Annotated in this window: 18 protein-coding genes; 3 read left to right on the top strand and 15 right to left on the bottom strand. The window is 43.1% G+C overall.

The genetic code is table 11. The annotated features are described in order from the left end of the window. Genes pseG through HRQ85_RS21190 form a run of 7 tightly spaced genes read right to left on the bottom strand, consistent with a single transcriptional unit; the run spans window position 1 to window position 6949 of the window. Entirely contained in the window at window positions 1-1107 is a 1107-nt protein-coding gene (gene pseG / locus HRQ85_RS21220; protein ID WP_172380536.1) for a UDP-2,4-diacetamido-2,4,6-trideoxy-beta-L-altropyranose hydrolase, read from the bottom strand. After that, window positions 1108-1803, bottom strand: a complete 696-nt coding sequence (pseF, locus tag HRQ85_RS21215; protein WP_172380535.1) for a pseudaminic acid cytidylyltransferase — start codon at window positions 1801-1803, stop codon at window positions 1108-1110. It abuts the gene before it with no gap. Then, window positions 1803-2978, bottom strand: coding sequence for a UDP-4-amino-4,6-dideoxy-N-acetyl-beta-L-altrosamine transaminase (gene pseC / locus HRQ85_RS21210; protein WP_172380534.1), 1176 nt, complete (start codon window positions 2976-2978; stop codon window positions 1803-1805). The genes pseF and pseC overlap by 1 nt, the downstream gene beginning before the upstream one ends. Continuing rightward, on the bottom strand, window positions 2975-3988 hold the full coding sequence (gene pseB, locus HRQ85_RS21205) for a UDP-N-acetylglucosamine 4,6-dehydratase (inverting) (protein WP_050619734.1): 1014 nt from the start codon (window positions 3986-3988) through the stop codon (window positions 2975-2977). Before pseB ends, pseC begins: the two co-directional genes overlap by 4 nt. A 13-nt stretch (window positions 3989-4001) precedes the next feature. Then, the gene (locus HRQ85_RS21200; protein WP_076667708.1) at window positions 4002-4796 is read right to left on the bottom strand and encodes a glycosyltransferase family 2 protein; all 795 of its coding nucleotides are present in this window, start codon (window positions 4794-4796) and stop codon (window positions 4002-4004) included. Window positions 4797-4822: 26 nt separating this feature from the next. Further along, window positions 4823-5908: a glycosyltransferase family 4 protein gene (locus HRQ85_RS21195; RefSeq protein ID WP_172380533.1), complete on the bottom strand. Its 1086-nt coding sequence runs from the start codon at window positions 5906-5908 to the stop codon at window positions 4823-4825. A 9-nt stretch (window positions 5909-5917) separates the two neighbouring features. Next, complete coding sequence (locus tag HRQ85_RS21190; protein WP_172380532.1) at window positions 5918-6949, bottom strand: CDP-glycerol glycerophosphotransferase family protein; 1032 nt, start codon at window positions 6947-6949, stop codon at window positions 5918-5920. A 132-nt stretch (window positions 6950-7081) separates the two neighbouring features. On the opposite strand from HRQ85_RS21190, the gene waaA reads away from it, so the two are divergent. After that, complete coding sequence (waaA, locus tag HRQ85_RS21185) at window positions 7082-8344, top strand: lipid IV(A) 3-deoxy-D-manno-octulosonic acid transferase (RefSeq protein WP_172380531.1); 1263 nt, start codon at window positions 7082-7084, stop codon at window positions 8342-8344. 16 nt (window positions 8345-8360) lie between these two features. On the opposite strand, the gene HRQ85_RS21180 is transcribed toward waaA, so the two are convergent. Then, window positions 8361-9074: a 3-deoxy-D-manno-octulosonic acid kinase gene (locus tag HRQ85_RS21180; RefSeq protein WP_017081669.1), complete on the bottom strand. Its 714-nt coding sequence runs from the start codon at window positions 9072-9074 to the stop codon at window positions 8361-8363. A 96-nt stretch (window positions 9075-9170) separates the two neighbouring features. Between HRQ85_RS21180 and HRQ85_RS21175 the strand changes: the two genes are divergently transcribed. Both HRQ85_RS21175 and coaD read left to right on the top strand, forming a co-directional pair. Continuing rightward, window positions 9171-10235, top strand: coding sequence for a glycosyltransferase family 9 protein (locus HRQ85_RS21175; protein WP_172380530.1), 1065 nt, complete (start codon window positions 9171-9173; stop codon window positions 10233-10235). A 1-nt stretch (window position 10236) separates the two neighbouring features. Continuing rightward, complete coding sequence (gene coaD, locus HRQ85_RS21170) at window positions 10237-10719, top strand: pantetheine-phosphate adenylyltransferase (RefSeq protein WP_172380529.1); 483 nt, start codon at window positions 10237-10239, stop codon at window positions 10717-10719. On the opposite strand, the gene HRQ85_RS21165 is transcribed toward coaD, so the two are convergent. The 7 genes from HRQ85_RS21165 to radC all read right to left on the bottom strand — a co-directional run bounded on the left by HRQ85_RS21165 (window position 10712) and on the right by radC (window position 15557). Next, window positions 10712-11521 carry an acyltransferase gene (locus HRQ85_RS21165; protein ID WP_172380528.1) on the bottom strand — a complete coding sequence of 270 codons (810 nt, stop codon included), beginning with the start codon at window positions 11519-11521 and terminating at the stop codon, window positions 10712-10714. The two genes, coaD and HRQ85_RS21165, sit on opposite strands and share 8 nt — an antisense overlap. Window positions 11522-11535: 14 nt before the next feature. Then, window positions 11536-12540: an NAD-dependent epimerase gene (locus HRQ85_RS21160; protein WP_172380527.1), complete on the bottom strand. Its 1005-nt coding sequence runs from the start codon at window positions 12538-12540 to the stop codon at window positions 11536-11538. A gap of 91 nt (window positions 12541-12631) precedes the next feature. Beyond that, the gene (gene mutM / locus HRQ85_RS21155; protein ID WP_172380526.1) at window positions 12632-13441 is read right to left on the bottom strand and encodes a bifunctional DNA-formamidopyrimidine glycosylase/DNA-(apurinic or apyrimidinic site) lyase; all 810 of its coding nucleotides are present in this window, start codon (window positions 13439-13441) and stop codon (window positions 12632-12634) included. A 3-nt stretch (window positions 13442-13444) separates the two neighbouring features. Further along, entirely contained in the window at window positions 13445-13969 is a 525-nt protein-coding gene (locus tag HRQ85_RS21150; RefSeq protein ID WP_172380525.1) for a hypothetical protein, read from the bottom strand. Between the two features lie 204 nt (window positions 13970-14173). Further along, window positions 14174-14341 (bottom strand): 50S ribosomal protein L33, encoded by a 168-nt coding sequence (gene rpmG / locus HRQ85_RS21145; RefSeq protein WP_002535344.1) that lies wholly within the window; start codon window positions 14339-14341, stop codon window positions 14174-14176. Between the two features lie 13 nt (window positions 14342-14354). Continuing rightward, window positions 14355-14591 carry a 50S ribosomal protein L28 gene (gene rpmB, locus HRQ85_RS21140; protein ID WP_004728407.1) on the bottom strand — a complete coding sequence of 79 codons (237 nt, stop codon included), beginning with the start codon at window positions 14589-14591 and terminating at the stop codon, window positions 14355-14357. 291 nt (window positions 14592-14882) lie between these two features. After that, a complete protein-coding gene (radC, locus tag HRQ85_RS21135; RefSeq protein ID WP_086774378.1) occupies window positions 14883-15557 on the bottom strand; it encodes a RadC family protein in 675 nt (224 codons plus the stop codon). Window positions 15558-15638 lie beyond the last annotated feature (81 nt).

Genomic DNA, 15638 nt, shown 5'->3' with positions numbered 1-15638 from the left:
CTAGAATCTCTCTAACTCTTCAACTACTCGACTTGTGCCCATACCATCAACCAGAGCACCACAACGATTCGACTGCTCATATAGCAGTTCGGGCGAAGAAAGATAACTCTGATAGGCGTTTGCATAGTGCTCGATACAAAGGTTTGCATTTAACCCTAGATAGGTATGACCATTAATCTCATGCAGGTCTTTTGCAAGCTGGGTCTGATTATCTGCGACAGAACATACAATACCAGGCAATTCAACGATACAGCGTTCCCACGTTGTTGCCCCTACAGCCCCAACATACAAATAAGCAGCAGAGAAAAAATCGACCATATTATTGACCTGTATATGCAGCGATACTCTATCTTGGCGCAAGCAGCATAGTGCTTCGACTTCTTCACGATGTGGGTTATTCATACCTATAATGACATCGAAATAATCACCACTTTCAACGCTCAGTAAGCCAGTTAAGGCTTTACTCGTTTCGTTGCTTAAATCAATGCCACCAAAAAACAACACCACTCTTTTATTCTTCAATCGGGATGCGTAGCTTGGTAATGACCGTCTAACGAGAGAAAATTCCTCCCGTAACAAAGCATACTTAGGACCACATAAGCTTCTTGCTGATTCAGACAAGTACTCATCATATCGATGCTCACCGAGCGCATAGTAATTTTGGTCTAGCAATAGATCTACATCATGCTTTCGATCTGCAAGATCATCAACTTGCAGGATATATTGACATAGATCTCTCACATTCTGATGAAATCGCTCTTCAATGGCATAGTTATCTATTATCAGCCAATCGAGCTTCTTTTGTGTCTTTGTAGATAGGTATTGATTTATCGCATGCTTGGTTTGCGTAATCTCACTCTCGTACACAACCTCCAACCAATTACCATGGGTACAATGATTATTAGAAAAGTCTTCAGTGCTTGGGGGAGGTAAAACGAGAACCTTAAACTCTTCCTCAAGCATACCAATGAGGTTCCCCTCTAATTGACGACTAATAAAGAAAACCTCATGACCTCTTTTTTTAAGTTTTTGAGCGAGGGTGAGTGTCCTATAAGTATGCCCTGTACCAACCTTTGTGGAGGCATCAACGCGAATCCCAACCAGCATTTACTTTTTCCCTTTTAGAGCCTGTGAAAGCAGCAACGCAAAATCCCAATCTTCTAAAGTATCCAAATCTACAACTCTTTTTCTCGATACAGGGTAAGCAACCGCTTTATCTGAAAACATTGGAATACCAGCTAAATAAGCTGAAGGCTTACCCCAATAGAACTGGCCAATATCATGGTAACCTGATTCAAGGTCCTGAGATCGAGTATTGAAGTACTTGGGCTGAAACATCGCTACTCGGCTATCAGGTAAGAGTTTAATTCCTCTTTGAATTGGGAATGGGAATTCACAAACAGGAAAACAATAGTCTGCAAAAGTATCTCTCAACAACACTTGGTGTGTATTACGAATATCTTCTATAGAAATAAACGGTGCTGTAGCATAGATGCAGCAGATATAATCGATCAACTGGTCTTGTGATGCATACCAATTAATAGCGTGAACGATGACATCACCCGTTGTAGCAAAATCATCAGAAACCTCTGCTGGACGCATAAACGGTACTTCTGCGCCATACTGCTCTGCGACTTCAGCAATTTCAGCGTCATCCGTTGATACGATGACCTTATCAAAGCATCCAGATGCCAATGCGGCTTCTATAGAGTACGCAATGATCGGTTTTCCGTTAAAATCTTTAATATTTTTTCGCGGGATGCGTTTACTCCCCCCGCGAGCTGGAATTATCGCTATTTTCATTACGCACCTTTTAGAATATCAGTTAATACGTCGACAACCGTATTCTGTTGAGCTTCCGTCATACCATGGAACATCGGCAGAGAAATCGCTTCGCGGTAGTACTGTTCGGATTCAGGGAACTCCCCTTCAGTGAAACCTAAGTCTTGATAATACGGCTGGGTATGTACTGGAATATAATGCAAATTCACACCGATACCACGCTCGCGTAGCGCATCAAAAACCTGTTGGTGACTGAGTGAAATATCACCTAGTTTCAAACGAATCACGAACAAATGTAACCCTGAGTAGGTATCAGGAAGCTGATAAGGCAGAACAATTGGTAAATTCTCTAACTTAGTATAATAGCCTTGTGCTAATTCGTGACGAGCAGAAACAAACTCATTCAAGCGATTCATTTGGCTCACACCTAGTGCAGCTTGCAGCTCTGTCATACGATAATTAAATCCAAGGTCTATTTGTTGGTAATACCAACCGCCATGAGACTCACCACGCATCAACTCTGGATCACGCGTAATACCGTGACTACGCAGCAGCGTCATTTTATCAGCTAACTCTTTCTGATTGGTTAACGCTGCGCCACCTTCCGCCGTTGTCACAATTTTCACGGGGTGAAAACTGAAAACAGTAATATCAGAATGTTCACAGTTACCAATTGGTTGATCATGATATTTACCACCAATAGCATGAGAAGCATCTTCAATGACTTTAAAGCCGTATTCTTTGGCTAGCTTAGCAATGGATTCCATATCACAAGGCTGTCCGCATAAATGTACTGGCACTACGATTTTTGGCAGCCTACCTTCAGCTTTTGCTTTGATGAGCTTCTCTTCAAGTCGTTTAGGGCACATGTTGTATGTGTCTGGGTCGATGTCGACAAAATCCACTTTTGCACCGCAATAAAGACCACAGTTTGCAGACGCAACAAAAGTAATAGGAGATGTCCAAAGCCAATCACCTTTGCCTAAACCCAAAGCAAGACAAGCAATATGTAGAGCGGAGGTTGCGCTATTCACTGCTAACGCATACTGAGCACCAGTATGTTCTGTTAACGCTTTTTCAAACGCAGGAACTTGTGGTCCCTGAGTTAGGAAATCAGATTTAAGAACATCAACTACACTATCAATGTCTTGCTGACTGATATCTTGCTTGCCATATGGAATCACTGTTTTACTCACACTGTAAATTTAGGGTCAACATGTTCTTTGATTAGGTCGCGTAGACCTTCAATCGTTTCCCACTCAGTATTCGTACCTGAGTTGTACTTAAAACCGAACGGGACTTTTTCAGCTTTATGATGATTCATGTATTCATCTTCTGTGTATGTAAAAGATACCGACGGAAGAATCGCGTAATAACGCCCTAGGTCAATCGTATTAAGAGAGTCAGTATCCGTAATCATTTCTTCATGAAGCTTTTCACCAGGACGAATACCAACAACTTTAGTTGGCATACCAGGCGCAATCGCTTCTGCAATGTCTAATATTTTGTAAGATGGGATCTTGGGTACAAAAATTTCACCACCAATATGGTTCTCGATAGCGTACATCACCATGTTGACACCATCCTGAAGAGATATATTGAAACGCGTCATCTCTTCATGGGTAATTGGTAATACACCTTCTTCTTTCTTCTGCATAAAGAACGGAATAACTGAGCCTCGAGAGCCCATAACGTTGCCGTAACGAACAACACTAAAACGAATATCTTTAGAGCCACGAATATTATTAGCTGCTGCAAATAATTTATCAGAAGCTAACTTAGTTGCACCATATAGGTTAATCGGAGCACACGCTTTATCCGTAGATAGTGCTACTACATCTTTTACACCACACTGTAGTGCGGCATTAATTACATTTTCAGCCCCATCAATATTAGTACGAATACACTCGGTCGGATTGTATTCTGCTGTATCAACTTGCTTAATTGCCGCAGCATGAATAATTACATCAACACCTTCACAGGCTTGAATCATACGGTTACGATCACGCACATCACCGATGAAGAAACGTAATTGTGGGTAATCTTTTTGAGGATAGTTTTGCTTAATTTCAAACTGTTTTAGTTCATCACGAGAAAATATGATGATTTTCTTTACGTCTTGATAGCGCTCTAAAATCGTTTTAATGAACTGTTTACCAAATGAACCTGTGCCACCTGTAATTAATACTGTCTTATTGTTTAACATACTAAAATCTCTATTAATTCTTATCTAAATGCTTATTTTTTTTCAGCTTAGCTTCTTGCTCTAAGTACCACAGGCCTGCATACTTATTAAATGAGGATTGAGCAAAGTTCATCGCCATCAATAGACCACGACTACCGTCTAGAAACCCAAAACGGATAATATAAATTAAGAAAAATGTCCAAACTGAACGAAGAATTGCAAACGGAATCCCCAAACTCGGTTTACCCTTACTGTAGTACTTCTTCGTGGTTTCCCAACCATAAACACGACTCTTCTCCATAAGGTGATCAAAGCCGCGTAATGAGTTATGCATCAAAAAACCTTTCTTTAAAGTAGAAACTTTTCCTTCAGTTTCTACATTGGCATGCACAACCACTTTAGTGATCGAAGCTCCATCACACTTAAAAAGACGTTTAGGGGCTCTAGACGATCGACCAAAGCGCATTTGTTTACCTAGAATCAGATTTCCCCAAGGGAGTTTAAAAGCAACTTCTTCTAGTTTGGGATCACTTAATTGATGCGTTATCTCTGATTTCATCTCTTCATCTAAGTACTCATCAGCATCGATTATTAAAGCCCAATCACACGTAGCCTGCTCAAAAGCCCTAGCTTTTTGGTAACCATCTCCCGGCCAATCTTCTGTAACCCAGATTTTATCTGTGTATTCTCGTGCTATTTCAACTGTTTTGTCCGTACTACCAGAATCATAAACAATTATTTCATCAGCAAAACCCTTTAGCGATTCGAAACAAGGTCGAATACGGTCTTCTTCGTTCTTGCAGATAATTAACGCTGATAATGTTCTCATTGAATCAATATACCTTTTTCATTGAGCTAGTTTGAATGACCTAGTAGACGTTCAAAATACTTTAAGTGTTCTGCAACTGTCACTTTAGAACTAAAATGACGCGCTAGCCTCTCTTTAGCAGCAATACCCATTTCAATGCTTTGCTGTTTATCTTGTGCGATATGATTAATTGCTTCACCTAATGCCCGAGCGTCGGCGGTAGGTACAACAAAACCTGTCTGACCATCTTCTACAAGTTCTGGTGCTCCTCCAGTAGTGGTCACTACTGACGCCGTACCATTTGCCATCGCTTCAATTATAGTACGCGGTAAGCCCTCACCACTCACTGATGGCTGCACTTGAATATCTGACATTGCCATCAATGATGGAATGTCTTTACGATGGCCAATATAATGAATTCTATCTGAGATCGGGCTATTTTTCATCTCATCAAAGTGAGGCTCATAGCCACTGCCTGCAAGCACTAGGTGAAAATTGGGGGTTGTAATAAACTTAGTCGCCTCGAGGAGGGTAGAAATCCCCTTACTAGGGCGAACGTGCGCAGCACAAAAGGCAACAACATCTGTCTGGCTCAATTCAAGCGACTCTCTAGAAGTTGGTTCGACTTGATACCACTCTAATTGATGTCCCTTATAAATAGTCACAACATTATCTTTATTTTTCCAAACTCGCTTGATAACATCCTGTCGAACTGCCTCCGACACACAGACTACGCCATCTACACGAGGATGCAGTTGAGTCAAATAAGCACTTGGGTCATGTCGATACAAACCACCGGTTGTTCCTCGGTACGCAATCAGCTTCACCTTGAGACCAACGCATGCAAATGCGGCATTAGGTATAGTTTTTGAGTTAAAGGCGTAACATATGTCATATGCCCCACTCTTTAGTTCGCTTCTAATTCTCTTAATCGTATCAAAGCAAATTTTTCTTTTAGGATAACAGTCGATAACCTTGATGCCATTTTTTCGAAGCCTATCGACATATTCAGACTTCCCTTGGGTCATCACAGTCACGGAGTGACCTTGATTTGCAAGCTCTACAAATATTTCCGCTTCAGGGCGAATACTATTCCAAGCATGTAGATACGATGCACAAACTAAGATTTTCATTATTCAGCCCTAGAATTTCCAATAGTTTAATGATTTACGGATTTTAAAGTTACGAATCCAATTTTTTGGCTTGTTATCTTGCCAGCCGCTTTCTAGCACATCAGTAATAGCACTCAGAACTCTCGCTGAGGATTGCCCATCTAAATATGGCGTTATTGACGAGCCGTAATGAGCGATAGCGTTATCTCTTTCTTCATCAGGTAGCATTGCTTGCTTAATTGCTGACTCTAATTGCTCGGCTTGAGTAATGTTAATAAAGCTTGCTTGAGGGTCTCGATTATTTACCGTGACAACAGGCTTATTGAGCAACAAGAATTCCTGAAATATCGATGAGTTGTCACACACCATAACATCAGCACGATGTTGCATTTCAATCACTCGGTCATTATCGAAAAAGAGAAGGTTATCCCCTTCCAATGCTTGATATTTCGCTCTCGTCTCTTGATTCATTTTCGGATGAAGAGTCACTAACCATTGCCACTGACTCAGTTGACTGAGGCGCTTAAGCTCTTCATAAACCAACTCTGCACACGATAAGCTTGGCGAAAAAGTGGAAGCGAACAGAATTTGAGGTCTCTCATGACAGTTCTCACTAGCTTGATAATTAAACAAGCTATCGAGCTTCAGCCATCCGGTCTCTTTTACTTGAAAATAGCCGCGCTGCTTGGCTAACGGCTCAAGCGAGCTTGTTCTTTCATGGCCTTCAGTGCAATACAAATCAAATAGACCACGCTCAGGGTATAAGTTCCCACGTTTGCTTTCGTTCAAACCATGAAATACTTGTACCTTCAACCCTGGAATAAACGCTGGAACACGATCGCCGGGCACTAGAACAGCTGAAGGATTAAAGGCAACAGCTTCTGTCAAAGAGACGCTCTGCTCTTGATCCAGTAATAGATGTTCAGAAGCGTCTTCACCAACAAGCAACCACTTAACCTCATGGCCGAGTTGCTTCGCGTAATCATAGAATGGGCGAAGAATAGCAAATGAATAATTTTGCTCGACGTAGAGCAAGAAACGATAGGTTTGATCGGTTTGCATAAGCGATGAGATAAAATTCACCATGTCCGTTTGAAAGCGCAACTAAGCATTTAATTATAACGCTCTTTACTTTCGAGATTGAAGAAAATACTCTTCTGATTACTGATTTTACCCTCTGGTGTCACTGTTCTTATGCTTATACGACTTATATACACTCTTATATTGTCATTGGCCTCTCCACTGCTTCTCTATGGGCTTTATAAGAGCAAACCCGGAAAGCCAAGTTTTGGTCAGCGTTGGAAAGAACATTTCGGCATCACGCCGCAAACTCAAGGTAAGGATCCTATCTGGATTCACGCAGTATCGGTTGGTGAGTCGATTGCCGCCGTACCGATCATCAAGCAACTGAAGCGACGAAATCCAAGCCAAGCTATCATCGTTACCACTACAACCAGCACGGGTGCTGAGCAGATAGAAAAACTCGGTGATTTAGTTGAGCATCGATACATGCCGATTGATTTTTCTTGGTGTATTCAAGGTTTTTTGAAAACAGTTCAGCCTAAACAGATGCTAATCATGGAAACAGAATTATGGCCAAACACACTGCACTGCGTCGCTAAAGCTGGTATCCCCATTTCGGTACTCAACGCTCGCCTATCCGAACGCTCGTGCCAGCGTTATGCTAAATTCCAAGCCGTTTTTGACCTCTTAGCCAAAAACCTGTCTCAAGTACTTTGCCAATACCCAAGTGATGCTGAACGCTTTATACGATTAGGGCTAGATAAAGCATCTGTGCATGTTACTGGGTCGATCAAGTTTGATATTGAAGTTTCAGCTGAACAAGTATCGAAAGGTAAAGCGTTACGTGAACAAATTGGCTTTGAACGCAGTGTATGGATAGCGGCCAGCACTCATCAAGGTGAAGATGAAATTGTTTTAGATGCTCATAGGCAACTTCTTAAAGACAACCCTAGTACGCTACTGATGATCGTGCCTCGCCACCCAGAGCGATTTAACCAAGTGACGGAACTGGCTAAACAACACCACTTCAATACCATCACTCGAACGAGTCAGCAGCCAATCACCTCTGATATTGAAGTGTATATTGCGGATACGATGGGAGAAATGTTGGTATTACTCGGCGGATCTGATGTGTGCTTTATGGGAGGAAGCCTTGTGGGCGATAAGGTGGGTGGCCACAATCTTCTAGAGCCGGCGGCCCTGCAGTTACCTTTACTGAATGGCCCTAGCTATTTTAACTTCGGCGAGATCACTGACAAGCTACTGGAAGCCAATGCCGTGGTTATTTGTCAAGATAGCCAAGATATCGCAGGCCAACTCCAACAACTGTTCAAACAATCAGAACTGCGTAAAACTAAAGGCTTAGCAGCTTATCAAGTAGTTGAGCTGAACCGAGGGGCGTTGGATAAAACCTTGGAATACATTCTTAGCTAACAACTATTTGACCTAATTAGCCTTGGTAGCCCTTTAACATCGGCTCCCAATCCGACTCTTGCCATTCAATCTGGCGCTTGTTCACTTCTTTTAGGAACGAGCGCTTTAAGCGATTCAAGTTACCTTCTTTCCAGTCATCACCCGCTTGCTGACCACACTTATCAAAGTCAATAATCCAAACATTTTGCGAATCATCAAGCAGGATATTATGAATGTTGAGATCGGTATGATTGATCCCAGCATCGTGCATCTTGCGTATCTCTTGGCCAATCTTATGATAAATATCTGCATCTATCGGGTGAACGACCAAGACATCGACCAAGTCTTTAGCGTTAGAAATTCGTTCAGACATTAAGTCCGCTCGATAAAGTAGTCCGCTTTTAATTGCTCGAGCAGCAATGGGCTTCGGAACATTCACACCTGCGTTTGCCAATATATTGAGGACATTAAGCTCCATCGCACAGCGTGTACTCTCCCAATCAGAAAAACGATATTGGTCTTCGACTAGCTTCCCAAACAATCCGCCACGGCGATAATGGCGCAATGCGGCCTGTATTCCATCAAGCTGAATGAACCATGTCGTACCACGACCTTGAGCACTCCCTGAAATGGCTTCACGTTTTCGCCAGTATTCAGCCTCGAAGATCTGAGCGATATCATCCTCTGGTACCTGAGTCAGAAGTTCAGGGTCGTACCAAATCGTTTGGTTCTTAGTGCTAATCGTTTCCATCTATGAGGCCTTTGGGTCGCTTTTCGTCATTGCTATTTTACAACTAATGCGAGTATCTGCATAATTCTGATGTTATTCACTTTTTTCGGGCACTTTATGTCACTGTTCTCAACTGCACCTCAATCTCTTTGCATACTTCGCCTCTCCGCGATTGGTGATGTTTGTCATGCTATTTCTGTGGTTCAAGCCATCCAGAAGCAGTGGCCTGAAACGAAAATCACTTGGATCACAGGTAAAATAGAAGCCATGCTGATCGGCGATCTACCCGGTATTGAGGTGATTGTTTTCGATAAGAAACAAGGCTTCAAAGGAATGCGTGAATTATGGCGTCAGCTATCTGATCGTAAATTTGATGCTCTTCTGCATATGCAAGCCGCACTCAGAGCCAGCGCACTATCATGGGGGATAAAGGCGAAGTGCAAAGTGGGATTTGGAAAAAACCGTACTCGTGAAATGCAATCACTCTTTACTAATCGCCATCTACCTATTTCAGACAAGTTTCATGTATTGGATAACTTTGCCGAATTTGCTCGCTACATTGGTGTACCCTTCGATAAGCCTCAATGGAATATCCCTTTAACACCTGAAGATGAACAATTAGCAATCAGCACCATGGCAGACAAACCGACCTTGGTTATCTCCCCTGCTGCTAGCAAAGATTCTCGCAACTGGCTAACAGAGCGGTACGCAGCTATTGCTGACTATGCTGTCGAACAAGGCATGCAAGTGGTGTTATGTGGTTCTCCGGCACCAAGAGAAGTTAATCTGGGTAACGACATCGAAAAATTATGCCAGTCGCCAGTCACTAACTTGATTGGCAAAACGAACTTGAAGCAACTGACTGCCGTACTGAAACATGCAACCGTTGTATTGGCACCTGATACTGGCCCAGCCCACTTGGCGACCACACAGTCGACCCCGGTAATCGGCTTGTACGCACACAGCGATCCTCGTAGAACAGGGCCTTACAATGATCTCGATATCGTAGTGAGCGTTTATCAACAGCATGTAGAAGCACAACAAGGGAAACCAGTCGCAGACCTTCCATGGGGAACCCGTGCTAAAGGCGATGATTTAATGAAAGACATCACGCTCGACATGGTAAAGCAGACACTCGATAAAGCCTTAACTTCCATAAAAACACCAAGCAAGGACAGCTAATATGACCACACACGTTATCTACCCTGGTACTTTTGATCCTGTAACCAATGGCCACCTTGATATTATTGTTCGTGCCGCGAGTATGTTTGACCATATCACAGTTGGGGTAGCAGCGAGCCCAAGTAAAAAAACCATGTTTGAATTAGATGAACGAGTAGAGTTGTTACGTGATGCGGTGTCTCACTTGCCTAACGTATCTGTGGAAGGGTTTTCTGGGTTACTGGTCGACTTCGCTAAACAGCAGCAAGCAAACGTATTGGTACGCGGCTTAAGAACAACTATGGATTTCGAGTACGAGTTTGGACTAACTAGCATGTATCGTAAGTTATTGCCGGGGCTTGAGAGTGTGTTTCTAACCCCTTCAGAGGAATATGCATTTCTATCCTCAACTATTGTCCGTGAAGTCGCTATTCATGGCGGGGATATTGGTCAGTTTGTTCCACTGAAGGTAGCTTCACTTATGGCACATAAAAAAATCAGCTAATATCGAGTCTCTGCTTTGCAGCTTCAATATTCGAAGTAGAGACGCTTCTTGCCCAAAAGCCAAAATCTCGCTTGATAGGCTTACATGGGATGCCAACTGCGATTGTATTTTCAGGTATTGACTTCGTCACAACGCTATTTAAACCAATCACCGAACCATGACCTACCGTTACACCTTTTAATATCGTCGCATTAGAGCCAACCCAGACGTGCTTACCCAATGTAATATCACCATAGCTACTGATTTTGATACCGTCGGAATTTAAAATAGGATGACCATCAGCAGTCATCATAGTAACACCCTCAGCAATCATCGAACCATCTCCGACGCTCAGATTGATTCTCTCAGACTTGGGCATATTTTCCGAACGAACATCAGCTTTCCCACTAACAATCGAAGAGAACTGCCCGGACGCATCAGAAATATTTAAGCGCCCTTTCCCCATAGAAACCTCCTCACCAATAGCCATAACCGCATTATTGGACAAGATTTCCACCTTCACATTGTCTAAAATGGTGTTTTTGCCAACATAGAATATATTGTTGTCACCTGATATTTTTATATCTACTCTTCCAGAAAAGCCTGCTTCAAAAATAACTTTATTACCTTTTGAACGCCTCCTTATATCGATTAATACCTTTGATTTAGAGGCTAACTTTTCAATAGAGATATGGTTACCATCAACACCGTTAAAAAACACACAACCTCGCCTAAAGAGCTGCTTTACGGCAAGACAACAAAGGGACATGACAGAGCGACTTTGAATAGCAATATCAAAATGTTCGATTGATTCTATTTTCATAAACTAGTTCAAACTCAAAGTTGATAATAACTGCGGTACCAATCCGCGAAAGCTTTTGCTCCTTCTTGGATCTTAACTTGAGGCTTGTAGCCAACCGCTTCAAACAAGTCTTCCGTATCAGCGTAAGTCGCGTACACATCACCTGGCTGCATTGGCATGAAGTTCTTTTTCGCTTCAATACCTAGGGCGCCTTCTAATGCTTCGATATAGTCCATTAATTTCACAGGGCTACCATGGCCGATATTAAAAACTCGGTATGGTGCTGAACTGGTTGCTGGTGAGCCTTGCTCTACAGTCCAACCTGGCTGTTTAGCTGGAACTCGGTCTTGCACACGAATAATACCTTCAACAATATCATCGATATAAGTGAAGTCGCGCATCATGTCGCCATTGTTGTAAATGTCGATCTCTTTACCCGCCACGATTAAGTTCGCAAACTTGAACATCGCCATATCAGGGCGGCTCCAAGGGCCGTAAACTGTAAAGAAGCGTAAGCCTGTCGTCGGTACGTCATATAGATGCGAGTAAGTATGTGCCATCAGCTCATTCGACTTCTTCGTCGCGGCATACAACGAGATAGGGTGATCGACACTGTCTGCTGTGTGGAATGGCATTTTCTGGTTCAAGCCATAAACAGAGCTAGATGAAGCGTAAACTAGGTGTTCAACTTTGTTATGGCGACAGCCTTCAAGTATAGCTAGGTGACCGACAAGGTTGCTATCGGCATACGCCATAGGGTTATCAATTGAGTAACGAACGCCAGCTTGCGCCGCTAAATGAATGACACGGTCAAACTTTTGTTCAGCAAACAACGTTGCCATGCCTTCTCTATCAGCAAGATCCAGCTCGATGAAGGTCAGGTTTCCATGCTCAATGCGCTTTAGACGATCATGTTTCAAAGAGACTTCGTAGTAGTCATTCAAGTTATCAATACCGACAACCTCATGTCCTGCTGCACATAGTCGCTCTGAAACTGCAGAGCCAATAAACCCGGCAACGCCAGTTACTAAATATTTCATTCTACTATTCTCAATTCATATCATTAGTATAATTGTAGCGACTAGCCTGCCTATCTACTAGCGCAAAAAAGTGAACATAAGTTCAGTTTTTTTATACTTGGCACTCTTCACAGAAAAACGTGTTCCTCTGCCCTATCTTCAGCTCTCGAATCAGAGCTTCACAGTTAGGGCATTTTTCGCCTGCTTTGCCATAAACTTGCAACTCTTGGGCGAAGTACCCCGGCTTGCCATCTGCTTGTGCGAAATCTTTTAGCGTGGTGCCGCCTTGCTTGATGGCAGTGGCGAGCACTTGTTTGATCTCTTGGGTTAACAAGGCCCACTCTTGTTTTGTCACTTTACTTGCCGAGCGTAAAGGGCTAATACGTGAAGCAAATAGCGCTTCGTTGGCGTAGATATTTCCGACCCCTACCACCACTTTGTTGTCCATGATGAATTGCTTAACGGCGACTTTACGTTTTTCTGCCTTCTCGGCTATGTAGTCGGCATTGAAGTCGTCAGTGAGCGGCTCAGGACCAGACCCCAGTAACACAGGATGAATCTCATCAGGCGCCGACCATAGCCACGCGCCAAAGCGGCGCGGATCGTTATAACGCAGAATCTTGCCATTGGTAAGCTTAAGATCCACGTGATCGTGCTTTGCTGCCTGGAAATCGGCATCTAATACGCGCAGTGAGCCAGACATACCAAGGTGCACTATGGCAGTGCCAGTATCCGTCTCAATCAATAGGTACTTTGCGCGACGCGAGATAGAGCGAATCACCTGCCCTTCTAATGCTTTTAACTCTTGTGGGATATCCCAACGCAGCTTAGGCGTGCGAAAAGTAAGAGTTTTAATGGTCTCGCCGACTAAATGAGGTGAGATCCCCATACGGCTTACTTCGACTTCGGGTAGTTCAGGCATAATCTAGTCGTCCAATTTAGAGGAGTGGTTAGTGTTAAAGCTTGGAAACAGGTAGCTCTCTTCAATAGACACCGCCAACCACTGATCATTCCAGTTTTTTAACAACCAGAACTCAGGCAATTGATAATAGGTAATACGCTGGGGCTCTTCTTGGTCTTGATACCATACTTCGATGGTGTGTGGTGTATTTAACCGAGGCGTAAGGTCTGTGTATGTCTGTGAGTCGACTTCCGTACCCACAAGCTCTTTCCAACGTTGTGATAGCTCTTGTGCATTGGTGGTTTGAGGGAAGCCTGTACCTTTGAACTGGAAAACCCATTGATTGTCTTGTTGAATGACAGACCACTTAGCAAAGTGCAACGCTTGAAGCTCTGCTTTTGGATTCAGGAGATAAGGATAAGGGCTATCAACCTGAGGCTCAGGTTCGATAAGGTACGCTTTGATCAATGTTGGAAGGTTTAACACGCCAATAAAAGCGATCACACTGAACATGAGTATGTTGTTCCACCGGCGTCCACGATATCTCATCTGATTCTGCTCATCTAACCTATTGAACATTCAGTATATCGTGAAAGTGGCAATACTTTCTATGTTGCGTAGTTTTCTATCTATCAGGCGCTATATCAAGCAAGAACAATTGAGTTACTCAAATTTTAGATATAAAAAAACCCAGCGATTAAACTGGGTTTTTCAATTCTTTCTTCTACTGAAGAAGAGCAAAAAAAGCATCAATTACTTGATTTTAGCTTCTTTGTACATAACGTGTTGGCGAACTACTGGATCAAACTTTTTGATCTCAAATTTGCCTGGCATGTTACGCTTGTTCTTATCAGTTGTGTAGAAGTGACCAGTACCTGCAGAAGATACTAGACGAATTTTCTCACGAATGCCTTTAGCCATTGCTTAATTCCTCTTAAACGTTTTCGCCACGTGCACGGATATCAACAAGAACAGCATCGATGCCTTTCTTATCAATGATACGCATGCCTTTAGCAGTTAGACGTAGTTTAACAAAACGTTTTTCGCTCTCTACCCAGAAACGATGAGTTTGTAGGTTCGGCAGAAAACGGCGCTTAGTAGCATTGCGTGCGTGTGAACGGTTGTTACCCGTTACTGGACGCTTACCAGTTACTTGGCATACTCGGGACATGAATGTCTTCTCCAATCGTTTCAGCTCGATATCAACCTTGGTGGCCGAACCTCTCTATCAATTAAAATAGAAGGTAAAAACCGTTATGGAAAATCCATACAAGGCTATCAAAGGTCGCGCATTATACTAACTTGACACGCATTGCTCAAGACCCGAACAGATCCTTTTTACGGATTTCGTGATCTTTTTTTGTGCAGCGCAGCTTGCTTGAGTAATCAGAGCTGATTTTAGGTCTAAAAATGTGGGCGGAATAATAGCAGATTTAACGCAACTAACAACCTAAAATGTGATTCAAATCCATCCACGCTCTGCAAAAGAGACAACTTCGCCATCTCCAACGACAAAATGGTCGAGAACTCGGATGTCCACCAGCGCTAATGCGTCGGTTAATCGGCGTGTAATCCGCCTATCCGCTTGGCTGGGCTCAGCAACACCTGAAGGATGGTTATGAGCTAAGATTAATGCCGCCGCATTATGATGAAGTGCCCGTTTAACCACTTCCCGCGGGTAAACCGATGCGGCATCGATGGTTCCTTCAAACATCACCTCGTCCTTTATTACCCTATTTTGGTTATCGAGGAACAATATATAGAAGGCTTCTCGCTGACGATCACGCAACATGCTCGAAAGATAAAGCTTAGTATGACTAGGGCTAGTGAGTGCATCTCCACGGGATAAAGTCTCTGCTAGATAACGCTGCGTCATCTCTAGCACAGCCTGTAATTGAACATACTTGGCCTGCCCCGTGCCTTTATGAGCGCAGAACTCTTCCTGCGTTGCTGAAAAAAGATGACGGAGCGAGCCAAAATCTTTGATCAACTTGTCAGCGAGCTCCAACACGTTCATTCCTTGTGTCCCTGTTCGCAGAAATATCGCGAGCAGTTCCGCATCACTCAAGGAATCAGGCCCTCGACTCAATAACTTTTCTCTCGGCATCGATTCGGCAGGCATTTTATCTATTGGCATATAAAAGCTAATCACTTGTCACAAATACGACCCACCACCTTAATGAGATCGTAATCGGAGATCCTTAGATAAAGATAAAAG

Source organism: Vibrio sp. Vb339, from assembly GCF_902751245.1.
GTDB classification, from domain to species: Bacteria; Pseudomonadota; Gammaproteobacteria; order Enterobacterales; family Vibrionaceae; genus Vibrio; species Vibrio coralliirubri.
Note: the sequence above shows the minus strand (reverse complement) of the source record. Positions and strands in the feature narration are given on the sequence as shown.

Excerpts from the sequence above, each read along its gene's own strand:
- pseG (WP_172380536.1), bottom strand. The coding sequence starts at position 1,107 with ATGCTGGTTGGGATTCGCGTTGATGCCTCCACAAAGGTTGGTACAGGG.
- pseF (WP_172380535.1), bottom strand. The coding sequence starts at position 1,803 with ATGAAAATAGCGATAATTCCAGCTCGCGGGGGGAGTAAACGCATCCCG.
- pseB (WP_050619734.1), bottom strand. The coding sequence starts at position 3,988 with ATGTTAAACAATAAGACAGTATTAATTACAGGTGGCACAGGTTCATTT.
- HRQ85_RS21200 (WP_076667708.1), bottom strand. The coding sequence starts at position 4,796 with ATGAGAACATTATCAGCGTTAATTATCTGCAAGAACGAAGAAGACCGT.
- HRQ85_RS21195 (WP_172380533.1), bottom strand. The coding sequence starts at position 5,908 with ATGAAAATCTTAGTTTGTGCATCGTATCTACATGCTTGGAATAGTATT.
- HRQ85_RS21190 (WP_172380532.1), bottom strand. The coding sequence starts at position 6,949 with ATGCAAACCGATCAAACCTATCGTTTCTTGCTCTACGTCGAGCAAAAT.
- waaA (WP_172380531.1), top strand. The coding sequence starts at position 7,082 with ATGCTTATACGACTTATATACACTCTTATATTGTCATTGGCCTCTCCA.
- HRQ85_RS21180 (WP_017081669.1), bottom strand. The coding sequence starts at position 9,074 with ATGGAAACGATTAGCACTAAGAACCAAACGATTTGGTACGACCCTGAA.
- HRQ85_RS21175 (WP_172380530.1), top strand. The coding sequence starts at position 9,171 with ATGTCACTGTTCTCAACTGCACCTCAATCTCTTTGCATACTTCGCCTC.
- coaD (WP_172380529.1), top strand. The coding sequence starts at position 10,237 with ATGACCACACACGTTATCTACCCTGGTACTTTTGATCCTGTAACCAAT.
- HRQ85_RS21165 (WP_172380528.1), bottom strand. The coding sequence starts at position 11,521 with ATGAAAATAGAATCAATCGAACATTTTGATATTGCTATTCAAAGTCGC.
- HRQ85_RS21160 (WP_172380527.1), bottom strand. The coding sequence starts at position 12,540 with ATGAAATATTTAGTAACTGGCGTTGCCGGGTTTATTGGCTCTGCAGTT.
- mutM (WP_172380526.1), bottom strand. The coding sequence starts at position 13,441 with ATGCCTGAACTACCCGAAGTCGAAGTAAGCCGTATGGGGATCTCACCT.
- HRQ85_RS21150 (WP_172380525.1), bottom strand. The coding sequence starts at position 13,969 with ATGAGATATCGTGGACGCCGGTGGAACAACATACTCATGTTCAGTGTG.
- rpmG (WP_002535344.1), bottom strand. The coding sequence starts at position 14,341 with ATGGCTAAAGGCATTCGTGAGAAAATTCGTCTAGTATCTTCTGCAGGT.
- rpmB (WP_004728407.1), bottom strand. The coding sequence starts at position 14,591 with ATGTCCCGAGTATGCCAAGTAACTGGTAAGCGTCCAGTAACGGGTAAC.
- radC (WP_086774378.1), bottom strand. The coding sequence starts at position 15,557 with ATGCCAATAGATAAAATGCCTGCCGAATCGATGCCGAGAGAAAAGTTA.